Genomic DNA, 16,363 nt, shown 5'->3' with positions numbered 1-16,363 from the left:
CTAACCATCATGATACATTATTTAATTAGCATTATAATTTTTCAGCTCATATTCTTAATCGCATATGACTTGTTTCACAGAAAAGACACTTTTTTCTCTTTAAATAGGGTTTATCTACTTATCACCTCTGTGTTATCGTTTATTTTACCTCTTGTGCGGATTAAAAGCATCCAAAATACTATTCCAGATGAATATATAGTTAACCTCCCGGCAGTTCTTATTGGTCAACAAAGTGAGCTTAACAACGCCTCACAGATACTGCAAACAACAACTGTATCAGGTAACTTTAGTAATCTAAATTGGTGGCTCATAATATATGGTATTGGTCTCACCGTTGCCTGTTTATCCTTTATAAATAAAAACGTAAAACTTTATTTACTAAGAAAAAAATCAATAATAACTAAAATTTATAACTACAACCTGGTAACTGTTAAAAACAGTAATGATGCTTTCTCTTTTTGGAACACCATTTACTTAGGAGATCAAATCCACAGTGAGAAAGAACAAATTATCACTCATGAGATCGTGCATCTTAAAGAAAGGCACTCAATAGATTTGTTATGGTTTGAGTTTCTTAAAATCTTACTATGGTTTAACCCCTTAGTTTACATATATCAATCAAAGATTAATGTACTTCATGAATTTATAGCTGATGCCAAAAGTGCAACTGTATTTGGAAAAAGAAAATACTCAGAACAATTATTAAACACAGGGTTTGATACAGAAAAAATAAAATTCATTAATCAATTTTTCAATCACTCCTTACTTAAAAAGAGAATCTTAATGTTACAAAAACCAAAATCCAATAAAAACATGACAATCAAATATTTAATAATACTTCCTGTTTTTATGATAATGATCGTTTTTTCTTCGTTTTCGGGAAAATTAAGCAATACAAAAACAGCTTCTAGAAGTACTCTTGACAATGTAAATCATATTGAAAAAAGGATCACACAAATCTCAAAAGATACAATTAAAGACGGGATTCCTTTTGCATTAATAGATAAAATCCCTACTACAGAATCTTGTAAAGGCATTCTAAATAAAGTAGAAATGAAGAAATGCGTGTCAAATGAAATTAAGGAATTTGTCAATACCAATTTCAATGTTTCTGAAATGAAAAAATACTCAGAACCTGGTGTAAATCGTATTTATGTTCGCTTTAAAATTCATAAAACAGGTATCATTACAAGTGTGCAAGCTAGAGGGCCATCGCCAGAATTAGAAAAAGAAGCTATAAGAGTAGTTAAATCTATACCTAAGATGATTCCGGGAGAATTAAATGGAGAAAAAGTAGGAGTGCTATATTCTTTGCCTATTGTGTTTAAAAATGGTTCTGAGGATTTATCAAAATCGTTTGAAAAAAAAAGTATTAAAACAGAACCGATAATTTTATCGGATAATCTATCCGACTTTAAAAACCATAACGTTAAACTTGGGTATTATCTAATCTCTAATATTTATCAGCGTAAATCACTTTTAGAAAAAGGACTTAAAAAATTACAAGAGCAAGGTCTTGATCCAAAAGTATTTCAAAATCCGAAAGACAAATATTACTATGTATATCTTAAAAAGTCTAATGATTTAGAAACAGTAAAAAATATGCTTACTTCTAATTTAGACGGAAATTATGAGGGAGATTTATATATTTTAAAAATACATGAAGGGTAATTATTTTTTAGTACTTATACTGACTGCTCTCTTGGGCAAAATTGCACCTATTAAAGCGCAATCAAGCACTGTGGTAGAAGCAGATAAATTATTTCAACTTGGAGATTATACAAACGCCATAATGAAATATGAAAATGTAACTCCCAATACTAATTATACATTCTTGCAGATTGCACGAGCTCACAAAGCAATAGGAACTTATGATGACGCCTTAAATTTTTACTCAAAGGCTATCGATATAGACTCAGAATCTACGATAGCCTTATTTGAATACGGAAAGTTATTAATAACAACAAAAAAATTCGTTAAAGCCGATAGTATTTTTGGGGGACTCATTTATAAATACCCTAAGAATCCCAATTTTCAATATCAATTAGGATTAGTCAAAGAGATTCGTAAGGATAGTACCGCTATAAACTATTACCAAAATGCTTTTACTTTAGATAATTCACACCAAAAGAGTTGCTATAAAATTTCAAAACATTTTTTGTCACTTAGAGCATATGATAGTGTTGTCAAATATGCCAATACAGGTCTTTCTTATTACAATAATAATGTAGAACTTATAAGTATTCTAGGGCAAAATTATTATAAAAAAGAGCACTTTGATAAGGCTATACCTTATTTTTTGAAGTTATTAAAATTGAATTTCAAAAATGAATTTATTTACCGCATGCTTGCCACCTCATATCATAAAGAGTATGAATACCAAGAAGCGTTAAAATACTATGGCATATTACTTAATTATGACGATAAAAATCCAAAATTGTATTATACGATAGCAGAGCTTTACAGTCAAACTAAAAATTATGCAGAAGCTCAAAAATACTATCATATTGCAATTACACTTCTTGACTATAGTCTGGATAAAGAATATCACAATTTGGCTATGAATTATAGACATCAGGAGAAATGGAAAGAGGCGATTACTTTTATGAAAAAATCTTTAAAAGAAAATCCAGAGAGTCTTAGATCTCAATATCAACTCGCCGTTTTTGCAGATGCCTATTATAAAGATCCTAAAACTAAACTTTCCTACTACACCAAATACATGGAAAAGTTTGGGAAAAAAGAAAACACTTCGGTAAAAAACCAAAAGAGAACCTTCAAAAGTTTTTTTGAAGAAAAAGTTAAAAAAAGAATAACTCAACTTAAGAAAGAAATTAAATCTACCAAAATCGAATCCAATTCGAATTAATCAAATTCCAAAACGATAAGCGTATATCACGTTAGTTCTAAGTAAGTTATTTTAATAGCCGCTTCTATCTCATAACAGTTGATTTTTAGTAAAAACATAATAAGGAAAAACTAAGCTTATCTTAATTTTTCCTTAAAAAAAAGTAGGGTAGCTTTTGTTTTGATTGTTATTTAAATACACAAACGTCACATAGGTGGCTATTACTAATATTAATAACTCTTAAAATGAAACAAAAGTTAAAACGCTACGTCACGTTAGGGCTAAGTCTTTCTGTATTTTCAGCTTTATTTCTAACCCGCTCAGGCTTAGAAAAACAAGAAAAACAAAATGACAGCACTATCGCCGCTCAAAGAGCATTACACGCTCAACATTTAAAAAACAGCCCTTTTACAGAAACATTAAAACTTAGCAAAGCAGAACGAAAGTCTAAAGGATTACCCCCCAACAAGTATTATGAACAAATGTGGGAACTTACCCTAAATCCACAAACAGGAAAAACAAGTCCTGAGAATGTACACCTACTTCAACAAAAATTAAGAAAAGAAATATCAAAAAGAGCTCCCGGAGATGCTGCCAACAACCCCTGGATAGAACGAGGTCCAAATGATATTGGTGGTCGTACCAGAGCAATCATGTTTGATCCAAATGATAATACCAATAGAAGAGTTTTTGCTGGTGGTGTTAGTGGTGGATTATGGGTAAACGATAATATAACAGCAGTCAATTCACAATGGAGTAGAATTGAAAATGTTCCTGGAAATCTATCGGTTACTTCAATTACCGTAGACCCAAGAAATTCTAATACATTCTATATAGGTACCGGCGAGCAATATACTGCTGGAGATGTTGTTGGTAATGGTGTATATCGTTCTACTGATGGCGGATCAACATGGCAAGCTGTAAATATTCCGGCAGCCGGACCCGCGACTTTTGAATTTAGTGCTACCAATTTATTCTTATCAGGAATTTTCTTTGTAAATGATGTTACTGCATGGAACAACACAGCAGAAAACCGAACTGAGTTATTCGTTGGAGTTGGAGCGCATATTTATGGAGATGCATCCAATCCAACAAATAGATTAGGATACCAAACAGCTGGATTATATAGATCTATAGACGGAGGAGCCAATTGGAATAGAATAGAATCTACTAATCTTAGATTTACATTTAGTGGTGCCAATTATTACTATATCCCTAATGATTTAGAAATAGCTTCAGACAACTCATTATGGATGGGAACAATAGAGACGCCTGGGCTTTCAAACGGTGGAGGAAGAGTTTTCTCATCTACAAATGGTGCTACCTGGACAGAAGCTACATCATCTCCATTACCAGATTCTAATCGAGTAGAATTAGAAACTTCTGCAACAGATGCTAATACGATGTATGCATTAACAGAAGGTCTTGCCAGAAATGCTCAGGATAGATTAATTGATCCTGTACATATTTACAGAACTACAAATAGGTTTGGTGCTGTTACAGAAACAACATTACCAAATGATGTTGATACTGGGATTCCTACAAACGACTTTACACGTGGGCAATCATTTTATAATTTGATGATAGAAGCTGACCCTACAAATGATGACATCCTGTATGTAGGCGGTATTGATTTATTTAGATCTACAAATAGTGGTAATAGCTGGACACAGATTTCTAAATGGTCCAACAATAATAATCTAGCAGCTTTACCAGTTTCTTTGGTACATGCAGATCAGCATGCAATGGTATTTCGTCCAGGAAATACGAACCAAGCAATTTTTGGAAATGATGGTGGTGTTTTTTATGCTAATAGTTTATCAACAGCCGGAAATAATAACGTATTTGGCGCTAGAAACAATAATTATAATGTAACTCAATATGTAAAAGCTGCCATTGGTCCTAATGGTGTTGGCGACACCGCTGGGATTTTTACTGCAGGAGCTCAAGACAATGGATCTCAAGCATTTAGAAACGTAACTCCTGGAATTAATGGATCAGAAGAATTATCTGACGGTGACGGTTTTTACACATTTGTGGATAGAGACGGACAATTTATGATTGCTACTTTTCTTCATAATATTATTTATAGATTTAATTTACCTTGGGATGGAAGAAGTAGAATTCAAGGAGGTGCTACAACCTTGTCAAATGATGATCAAACAGGAGATTTTGTAAATCAAATGGGATATGACAGTCAGGCTAATTTTTTACTCTCAAATGCCTCATCAGGAACTAATTTTGCTATAAGAACAATAGATGTTGCTAACGATCGAAATTCAGATATTAGAAATGCTTTATTAACAGCAAAACCAACGGCACTTACACCTTCTCCTTTTGCAAATAACACATGGCTTATAGGTACTGCCAATGGAGGTTTATTACGTCTAACTAACGTAGGATTAGGAACTGCAAATTGGGCTGCCATTACTACTCCATTTGTAGGTTCTGTGTCTTCAGTAAGATTTGGAGCCACAGCAAACGATATTATGGTTACTATGCACAATTATGGAGTGACTAGTATCTGGTCTTCTACTAATGGAGGAACAAACTGGGTTAATAAAGAAGGAAATCTTCCTGATATTCCGGTTAGAGATATTTTACAAAATCCATTAGACAGAGACGAAGTAATTGTTGGAACGCAACTTGGTGTTTGGGTTACTACTAATTTTAATGCTACCAACCCTACTTGGAGCAGATCTCAAAACGGAATGAGTGATGCCAGCGTTACTTCTTTTGATTATTGGGCTATCAATGGAGATGATAACAATAATAGGATTATAGCTTCTACTTATGGACGAGGGGTTTTTACAGGTTCATTTACCTCTAATTCTAATACCCCCTCAGGAAATGCTCAAACTGCATTTGTTTCGAATAGTATTCCGGGAACTATCCAAGCTGAAAATTATGATAATGGAGGACAAGGTGTGGCTTATAATGATACCACAAATAATAATATAGGGGGACAAGGCAGAACAAATCAAGGCGTAGATATTACCAATACCCCAGATGCGGGAGGAGGCCAAATCATAGGCTGGACAGCAAATGGAGAATGGTTAGAATATACTATCGGAAATGTAACACCTGGAACCTATAACGTTACCTTTAGAGTAGCGAGCAATGTAAGCAATACAAAATCAATTGAAGCACTTTTGGGTTCTCAAAACTTAGGTAATATCTCTATTGGAAATACTGGCGGATGGCAAACATTTACAGATTTAACGCTTAATAACGTGGTGATTTCTAATGGAAATGCTAATCAAATATTACGATTAAACATTAGCGGTGGATCCTATAACATTAATTGGGTTCGATTTGAAGCTGTTACTAGTGCTCAAACAGCTTTTGCCGTTCAAAACATTCCCGGTACTATTGAGCTAGAGAATTATGACAATGGAGGACAAGATGTTGCCTATAATGATGTAGACACAAGTAATAATGGAGGGCAAGGTAGAACAAATGAAGCTGTTGACGTTCAAACTACAACTGATGCAGGAGGAGGTACAAATGTAGGCTGGGTTGCAAATGGAGAATGGTTAGAATATACTATCGCAAACACAACGGCGGGAACATATGCTATTAACATTAGAGTAGCTAGCCCTAGAAATACTGCAAAATCTGTTCAGGTTTCATTAGATGGTGTAAATCTTGGTACCGTTGCAGTTCCCAATACAGGTGGATGGCAAACCTGGCAGACTATTACCATACCTTCAGTTACTGTTTCTGGTGGATCTAATAAAGTTCTGCGCCTTACTATGGTGGGTGGTTCTTTTAATATCAACTCTGTTCAGTTTAGTTCTTCAGTTAGAAATACAGCTATCACCTCTATCGCTAATAGTAATGAAAATAGCAAGAACAAAGCTAGTATCAGCCTATATCCTAATCCAGCAATTGAAAAAGTACAGATCGATTTTGGTAAAATTATCTCTACTAAAGTACCTGTTCAATTTTTTGATCATCTAGGACGAGCTATAAAAAGTGTAGAAATAAACACTAATAATCAATCTATTGATATACAAGATTTGACAACTGGACTATATTTTATCAAAATAGGGTTAGAAAATCAAACTATACAAAAGACGTTAGTAAAACGATAGGTTATTCTCATATACTTCATTCTTTACTAAGAAAAAAAGGTTACCCATTTTGGGTAACCTTTTCTGCATAAAATAACGTGTGTTTACTATTTGTTATTTACTTATTTTCTTTCTGGATACTATTCTATTGTTCTCCAGAATAGTTATTATATAGTGCCCTGAAGGTAAGTCTTGAACATCTAAAGCGTTATTACCCTCTTTCAAAGTAACTTCTTTTCTTAAGATTCCCATAAAGTCAACTATTCTAGCAACAGACCCATTAGAAACTCCTGATACATTAAGCATCACTTTCATAGGCACAGGGAATACTTTAATATCACTCTTAGCACTTTTACCTAAATCTTCCTGTCTAGCCCCAATAGTAGTTGTATATGTAATAACTAACTGCGGTGCTTTTACTGATTTATGATCTTTAGAGGCAAAAGCGATATCATTCCCAGAACTTGCATTAAGAATAAGTGAAAGTTTATCTCCGTTTATACCTCCGGCATTTAGGCTAATCGTTTTATTACTTCCTACTGCAAACCCTGTATTTAAATTACCTAATAAATCTCCAACTCCAGGCTTATTAGCATTGGATAAGTTATTTTCTGTCCAATTGCTACTACTCCCTTTATTTACATTGATGTTTCCATTTCCTGGATCAGAATCAATTGTAAACTGTAAGTCTGCTTTAGTAACAGTTCCTTGAATAGAAGATAGATCAAACATTAGATAACCTGATCTGTTATCCTTTTCTACACGAACAATACCATCGTTATATCTTTTTGACCCCTGTAAATAAGCATCATGAATCGGTGATAATGTAACAGTTCTAGTTTGAACAACAGGAGGAGCTACAACACTTGTAGTAACATTATCTACATTAAATAGATAACCTACTGCCCCTTTGTATACCAATCTTAGTTTTTTCTCACCACTAGTAAGTGAAACTTCTGCCGTATATGATTTATAATCATGCCATTGCCCTGTTACCGGAATTGTTACAGTACCAACTGTTGTTCCGGCTTCAACAATATCAATTGTTCCTCCTTGACCAGCACTTGAAGCTGCAATATTAATTGCATATTTTGCACTAGATTGAATATTAACAGTATACTCGGTATAATCTCCATTTTTAACAAATCCAAGATTTTTACCAGAAGTTCCTGGGGTGTTTTCGATACGTACACTTCCTGATTTAGAAGCAAAACTTTCTGCCTCAAAATTTCCTGGAATAGCTATAGTATTTACTGGTGGTGTATTATCTTCTATCTCGACCGCAACACTTGTTGAAGTAGTTGAAGCCCCTTTATTATCTGTAGCTTTAGCAGTTACGTTATATGATCCTACATTTGCAATGGTAGTTGTTACTTGATAAGGTGCTGTTGTATCCTCACCAACCTTATTAGCACCAATATAAAACTCAACTTTAGCCACAGTACCATCACTATCAGATGCATCTGCGCTAAGTGTTATTGATTCTCCAGTACCAAATGTTGCTCCATTTGTAGGAGATGTCATTCCTACTTGTGGTTTAGCATTTTCTGATCCTGTATTACAATCTACTAAAACCTCTGCTGGTCCGTTACCTGTTGGTTTTGTATATGCTTTCGACAATACAAATTTATCCATTTCGAATCCATCTTCTCTTAATGAGAAAGAGATAGTATGTACTCCTGCAGATGGGATATCTAAAAAGATCTTGCGCTCTTCACCACAGTGATTAGCCGCTGTACGTTGTTTACTCTCCCAAGTCCATTTGTTTTTGCCTGAACACCATTGCATTCTTCTACCTGATGCAGGCCAATTTCCATTAAGACCTACGTGTACTCCATTATCTTCGGTACCTGTAGAATGCGCACGTACCCAAACAAAATATTTTCCGGCAGAAGTAAACTTAACCTTGTAATTTACAATTGTAGTTTGCCCTGCTACATCACTAAAACTTACTCCAGCTACTAATGGATCACCATGAGTGACTCTGGTATCAGGTAAAATTTCTAAATACCCACCACTACTAGCTCCATTTGCATGATTTGGATCTGGATCTGGAGTAGGAGTTCCTGTGGTATTTGCATCAAACACATACCATTTTCTATTGCTTGTTTTTTCTTGGCTTAAAAAGTGTTCTGCTTCTACGGCTACTACTCCGTTTTTCTCTAAAGCAACACATCCTTCTCCACCATCGGTGTCGCCTCCACCATCAGGAGTTCCTCCTCCTTGACAAATAAAGTCAAGTGCAGTCCATCTTCCTCTAGAAAATGCAGTCCCGTTTCCTTCAGGAATATTACCATTGGTATGAGAATTAAACTCTACTCTAATTTTGGCTCCTTTTTTAACTTCAATACCTTTAAAAGTTGTTCCAGACTCTGCATAATCAGTAGCAGTAGTTGGGTTTTTAAATTCCCCTACTCTTACACCATCAATAGAAACTCTATAAGAAGACTCACCATCAATTTCTGTAAGTGTTGTTAATTTGATATCATATTTTCCTGTATCACCTCCAAAAGTAGCTTCTGCAGCTGCAAACTTATCTTTGTATTTAGATGCATCTATTGCCACTGCATTTCTTGCATTATCTTTATAAGCAGGAGAGAATCCTGAAACTGATAATGTTGGAAAATCAGAAGTTGATTTCATTGAAACTGTTCCGCAGTTTCCTCCTCCATCACCGCCTCCATCTGGGCAATCTAATTCGAAAATTAGTTTTGGTGCTGTTGAACCTTCTTTAGAAGAAAAAGATACATCATTACCTCCTGTTTGCTTTATTATTAGAGAAATAGTTTCTCCAGGGGTAACACCCGTTAAATCCCATTTATACGATTGACCTACGCTATATGTGGTATTTAGAGAACCTATTTTTGTTCCTTGTGCAGGCTTGTTACCATTAGAAAGATTACCTTCTGTCCAGTTATTAGAGTTTCCTTTAAACACCTCTATAAGTCCATTACCTCCATCTGAAGATACGGTTAACTCTAATTTTACTCCAGTAACTTTTTCTGTTGTTGAAGGTGCTGTAAATTTTAAGTATGAAATTCTGTTCCCACTTTCTACTCTTAAATCTGCCGTATTAAACTTTGTTGTGCCTTGTAAATACGCATCTTGAGATGGAGTAGCTGTTTTTGTGTTATCACAAGTACCGCCGTCTCCGCCGCCGTTACCGTTTCCATCTTTACTTGTAATCAATGCAACCCAGTCATTATTATCAGGAGCAACCAAATTACCTCCTAATGTTGTTTTAGCTGTTAGGTTACCGCCATTACGAGGGTTATACCATTGTACATCATACTTATTATTTCCGGCAGGTAGACTTAACCCTGTAGAACCTCCATTTGGTCTATAAACAGCATATATTTTGCCTGCATTTGCGAGTACATAATCATTACCATCAGATGTAACTCCATCTGAAGAGGTCATTTTTATCATATCCCCCTGCAGGTACTTATTAAAAAAGTTAAGAGCATATCCTCCCTCTTTATATTTATTTCCTCTTTTTCGATGGTCGTTCCCATTTATATCGCCATCATTATTTGTATAACCACTATAGTATTCTACACCGGTTCCTCCAGCCATAAGTGTACCCCACAAAACTTTGTGTCTTACTTCTTTATCAGAAACTCTAATTCCCGTTGAAGCTGGACCTTGTTCATCATTAGCTACAACCCATTTTCTACCCGCATTACGAGATTTTTCTAACCATCGCTTTACATCGTTATGTACTTTATTCTTGTCTGTTTGTATAGAAGCACCGGTTAAGACAGAGCTATTACCTAGTAAAGGATTATATCTTTGATCTTGTTGGTTAGGATATGTATGAATTACAATATTATGATCATATGGGTCTACATCTTTAATGTATGATGCTGTAGCCTTTGCTACATTATCCTTAAGAGTAGTCTCTTCTGTGAGGTTCCAATTAAGTGCTAAATGATGACTAAATCTAGCTATTAATTCTCGGTAATATAATTTTCTTTCTCTACCAAAATTATCACCATCCATTTTATTATCATTCTCTGTTTCCATGGTTTTAAAATGAAGGTATATACCTTTTTTATCTGCATATTCCATCATTTTTTCCCACTGAGCCAATTTGGATACATCAAAACGGTCATGATGTACTTTATTCCATTGTTGAGCTCTCCCTGTATTACCATATTCCTGTTCAGAAACTTTTAAAACATGAGGAAAAACAGCTCCTCCATCTCCACTTGTATTCCATGTTAAGAACGATACTACATTTGCTCCTTGAGAAGAAAGGTAATTAATCATACCTAAAATCTCTGTTCCTTTACCGTTGCTCCATGTATACGAACTTGCATCTGCAGCTACATAATCTCTTTGATGAGGCTGCCATGTTTTACTACCAATTTTATTAAGGTTATTATTATAACTTGGTGTAGCATCAAAATCTACATAGTTAAGTGCATTTTCTGGGGAATCTGCTCCTGCTTTTACAAACCAATTACCATTAGGATTTGCAGGGTTTGTACCTGAGTATCTAAGGTAATGTTCTCCTACATACTGTAATCTTCCTTTATCTTTTGCTCTGTGATCTCTTCCTGATTTATCAGATTCTGAAATAGCAAAAGATCCTGTATTACCATTCATAAATCCAGCACCAGAACCTCCTCCGTTTATAGCCACATTAGATCCAGACTTAAACGACGCAGACCAATTCCAAGCCCCTGTTTGATCTGGTGTAAAATGTACTCTCCATTTATTACCAGATTTACAACCAGTATTCTCAGCATTACCACAAGCTGCAAAATATCCTGGCACAGTATAGCTTCTATTTGTTGCTTGGTGAGTAAATGTAACATCTAACCTAAAATCAGAAAAAGGATTTGGATTAGCAGTTTCAGATGTATTAGGACCATTAAATGTAAGACTGACTTTATGCCATCTTTTTAATTCTCCTTCGGGAGTTTGTGCTTTTACCACTAGCCCTAGAAGGAAAAAAGCAATTAGACAATTGAGTTTTGTAAGTTTCATGATTTAATTCGTTAAAAGATTTGTTTCGAGTGTTAGTTTTCAATTATAAAATATTGCATAATGTTATAATGCCCTCCCAAGCAAAATTTGACATCGTTACAAAAGCAATTTATAAAGTTGAATTAGTGTTGTTTGTTTTTTAATCAAATTATATCACAAATTTGATCAAAAACTAAAAGTAGTACTTAGCATACCAGACAACGGTATGTAATTATGATTCGAAGGTTTGTGATTAGAATTCGTTAAGTACTAATTAGTATCTGTTATAAAGTTTCTTTACTATTTTAAGCTGAATACCCTGTGTTTTAAAGGATTTGTTTATCTTTTTTTAATATTCATTTAACAATAAATTGGCATTGTATTTTCAATTCATGAAAACGTTATAAAATACAAATGGAGAGAGATATAAAATCTCTCTCCATTTTATAGACTCAAAAAGTATACTTATTCTATTACTATTTTACTTTCTGTTCTTTGTTTTGAAGTAAAATCAAAAGTTTCCAAAATATAAACACCCGGTTCTAAACCTATTATAGGTATTTGAATTTTTGATTGATTTTCTTGGCCTTTTACCTGTTGCTCTTTAACGACATTACCTATTAAATTAAATAGTCTAATTCGAACATTCGTAATTTTACTACTACTCTTTTCATCTCCTTGTCTCAATGAAACATTGATCAAGTTTGAAGCAGGATTAGGGCTTATTACAACATCTGGCTGAGCTTGTATCGCATCAGAACTAATACCACTACAATCAGGTGCTGTAGCAGATGTACTAAAGTAAATAGTAAATCCTCCTGTTTTTGAAACTAACACGAAATTACCAGCATCTTCTGTTGCCCAATATTCACCATCTAATCCTGTAAATCCAGAACCTGCAATTGTAATCGCTGGCTGTGCAGCATTAAATGTTTGAGTTACTTTTGGTAAGAAATCATTATACCAATCTGGAGTACCATTGTTGGTATTCATAGAAAATTGATATAATCCATTATTTGAAAGATCCCAATTGATTGTTAAATCTAAAACGTTATCAAGATTTGGACCTCCTGCACCTAGAACAAATATATTCTCATACTTTGAATTAAGTGCTGGTAATGCATTAGCCAACGGAGCTCCAAAAGTACAATCTCCTCCTGTCGAAACTGGGTTTCTTACTACTTCAATACTATTTGAAAGATCAAAATCTCCTGATAAGCCTGAAATTAATGCATCTGCAGTAAGACCTGTAATTGTTCCGTTATATGTTACATTATAAATAAAGCAACTTCCTACTCCAGCTCCATCAAAATCAACTACTTCTGGAGAAGCTGGTAATCCTAAAATCTTACCTGCTGCATCAGTTACTATCCATTGATTTGTATCTCCTACCGTATCTGTTAATGTTATTCCTGAAACGTTATCTGCGATACCATCTCCAACTGTAAACGTAAAAGGACCTCCTGCAAGTACTCCACCATTAACTGTAGGGTTTGGTGTAGTTGTTCCGCAATCTGGTGCTATAGCTGATCCACTGAAATATAAAGTAAACCCTCTTGTTTTTGAAACCAATACAAAATTACCAGCATCTATTGTTGCCCAATATTCACCATCTAATCCTGTAAACCCAGAACCTGTAATTGTAATTGATGGTTCTGCAGCATTAAAGTTTTGTGTAACTTTTGGCAATAAATTAGTGTACCAGGTTGGAGTGCCATTATTTGTACTTATAGAAAACTCATACAATCCATTATTAACAAGGTCCCAATTCACAATAAATTTTGTTACATTATCTAAGTTTGGACCATTTTCTCCTAAAACAAAGATGTTTTCAAATGAGTTTCTTATAGATGCTAGAGTGTTAACAGTTGGTGTTCCAAAAGTACAACTTACACTACCATCGGTTACATTAATTGTTTTAGTTTCAACAGCTGTGTCACCAGCTGCATTTGTAACTGTAAGTGTTACTGTAAATTGTCCTACAGTAGTAAAAATAGTAGAAGCAATTGCAGTAGCAGCTGTCTCACCATTACCAAAATCCCAAGCATACGTAAGAGTTCCTCCTATTGGATCAACAGATCCAGAAGCATCAAAACTAACTGCTAATGGTGCTACTCCTGATTCTGCATCTGCTGTAAACGAAGCAACAGGACTACCATCGGTTACCTTAATAACTTGTGTAGATGTTCCTGTCTTACTACCATCGCTTACTGTTAAAGTAGCTGTATATTCTCCTATTAATGCATAGGTATGATTGGCAGTAACTCCAACTCCGGTATTTCCATCTCCGAAATCCCAAGCGTATGTTAATGTATCTCCATTCTCATCTGTAGAAGTAGATGCATCAAAGCTAACCGTTACAGGAGCAATACCTGCTGTTGGGGTAGCCGTAAAATTAGCAACTGGTGCTATATTTCCATCAGAAACTACAATATCCTTTGTCACTGCACTAGATACATTAGTACCATCACTTACAGTAAGTGTTACTGTATACGTTTTTATATCTGTAAAAGTAACTTTAGGAGTCGCTAATGTTGATGTCTCTCCATTACCAAAATCCCAAGAATATGTGATCGCATCACCATTAGGATCTGAAGAAGCACTAGCATCAAAACTAACTTCTAATGGGGAAACTCCTGACTCTGGAGTAGCTGTAAATGAAGCTGTAGGTGTATTATTAGTTGTTCCATCACTAGTAAACGTTATTGTAGAAAAATTAAATGCTCCATTATCGATAAACATTCTCATTACTTGTTCTCCTGAAGTAAGAGCAACATTTGATATTTTATGCGGAACAAAACTTGTCCAACTACCTGTTGTTGATACTGTCTGGATACCTGTAACATCTTTACCATCAAACTCTATATGATATTGTCCGTTCGAGTTTTGAGAAGCAACCAACACCTCAACACTATAGGTACCTGCTTCTGCGACATCTACAGTATATTCTATCCATTCTCCTACTGCAGTAAAACCGATACTTCCACCATCTCCAGCTGTTTCTGTATCTACATCTTCATCTTGTCTTATTCCATTTCCTTCATTTCCAGAAGAGATATCATGATATGCTACTGCTTCTCCACCTAAATCAAAACTATCAGCTTTGATTTTTCCCGGAACAGCCTGAGGTAACCCGTTTACATATGGTATTTGTGGAGGAAGAGGAACTGTAGCATAAGTAACTGCTATTGTATGATTTTCTTTTACACTAGAAAATGTATACGTACTAACGTCCCCTACAGAAACACCATCCACAAGAACGTCTTTAATTTTGAAACCGATATTAGCTTTGATATCAAATATTTGATTATCATTCTCAGAGACTACGACAGTTCCTGAGGGTGAGATTGATCCCCCAACTTCTGAAGACGCAGTAATAGTATAAGTTGCTCCACAAGCAGCAATAGTACCATCTATCATAGATGCTGGTATTATTGATGTATTCTTTATAGAATTGATATCTGAAATGCACATTTCCTCTGCAAAAGCCGTAGCCCAACTTCCGAATTTACCATCAGTAGTAATATCTAATTTACTATTTGGAGATCCACAATCATTATTATTTACTGCTCCCCAAGACCAAGATAACCAGCCTATTCCTTCTTCTTGTAATCTTTTCATCATTTCTTTATATGGAAAACTCTGTCCACATGCTACCGGAGATGCAACTACTTGTGGACCTTCACCAATGATATAAGGTAACTTCTTTAATTTAGCATCTTCAATCATGGTGTTTAACCGATCAACCTTAGCTTGATCATCTCCATTTGTCCAATAAGTATGAACAGCAAATATTATATTGTGTTTCGGGTCAAATTCTAGTAACTCATTTCCACCTTCCAAAAAATAACTCTCTCTATTTCCATATCCCCCACAATCAATCATTAGCGGCCCATCAATTCCTGCATCACGTAATTGTGTAATAGCATCTTTATAGTAATCTACCCATTGTGCTGTAGATTCAGATCCATTTCCAACTTCGTTACCAATATTTACAATCAACCATTTCTTATATTTTTGAATTGTAGATAAAACTGCTGGTTTTTTCCAATAGTCTAACAATTGCTGTAGCTTACTAAAATCCCCTGTTGCATCGTGTAATTCGGCAACGGGTATCATATTATTCTTTATACTATTATCAATTAATTTATCAAGTTCTGCTTCTGCCCCTTCAGTAGTCCATACCAATCTCACTGCATTAGATCCGGTCTTTGCTATTTCTGGCAGTATTGTTTCTCCTGTTCTATCTTGTGACCAAACAAACATTTCATTAACTCCCCGCATTACTATTTCTTCATTACAAGAAGAATAGATTTTACCTTGATCTACGCGAATCGTATTTTGAGAGAATGAGGTTTGATGACTCATTCCAAATACGACCATACATATAATCGATACTATTTTTAAAAATTTAATTTTTATCGTATTCATAATTTAAAATTTAGCATAACAATTTCCAGATATA

At 34.7% G+C, this 16,363-nt stretch carries 5 protein-coding genes; 3 read left to right on the top strand and 2 right to left on the bottom strand.

All coding sequences use genetic code 11. The features are described from left to right. The first annotated feature begins 9 nt into the window (after positions 1-9). From D1816_RS19615 to D1816_RS19605, 3 genes are all read left to right on the top strand, one after another. Entirely contained in the window at positions 10-1,671 is a 1,662-nt protein-coding gene (locus tag D1816_RS19615; RefSeq protein WP_118505126.1) for a M56 family metallopeptidase, read from the top strand. Then, positions 1,661-2,869: a lipopolysaccharide assembly protein LapB gene (locus tag D1816_RS19610; RefSeq protein WP_118505124.1), complete on the top strand. Its 1,209-nt coding sequence runs from the start codon at positions 1,661-1,663 to the stop codon at positions 2,867-2,869. Before D1816_RS19615 ends, D1816_RS19610 begins: the two co-directional genes overlap by 11 nt. Positions 2,870-3,093: 224 nt before the next feature. Continuing rightward, positions 3,094-6,945 (top strand): carbohydrate-binding protein, encoded by a 3,852-nt coding sequence (locus tag D1816_RS19605; protein WP_118505122.1) that lies wholly within the window; start codon positions 3,094-3,096, stop codon positions 6,943-6,945. 93 nt (positions 6,946-7,038) lie between these two features. Here the strand turns inward: D1816_RS19605 and D1816_RS19600 are convergent, their stop codons facing one another. Both D1816_RS19600 and D1816_RS19595 read right to left on the bottom strand, forming a co-directional pair. Beyond that, the gene (locus D1816_RS19600; RefSeq protein WP_118505120.1) at positions 7,039-11,919 is read right to left on the bottom strand and encodes a carbohydrate-binding protein; all 4,881 of its coding nucleotides are present in this window, start codon (positions 11,917-11,919) and stop codon (positions 7,039-7,041) included. 444 nt (positions 11,920-12,363) lie between these two features. After that, positions 12,364-16,329, bottom strand: coding sequence for a PKD domain-containing protein (locus tag D1816_RS19595; RefSeq protein WP_118505118.1), 3,966 nt, complete (start codon positions 16,327-16,329; stop codon positions 12,364-12,366). Positions 16,330-16,363: the final 34 nt, after the last annotated feature.

This window comes from Aquimarina sp. AD10, assembly GCF_003443715.1.
Taxonomy (GTDB): Bacteria; Bacteroidota; Bacteroidia; order Flavobacteriales; family Flavobacteriaceae; genus Aquimarina; species Aquimarina aggregata.
The sequence above is the reverse complement of the archived record's forward strand: the minus strand, read 5'-3'. Positions and strand labels throughout refer to the sequence as shown.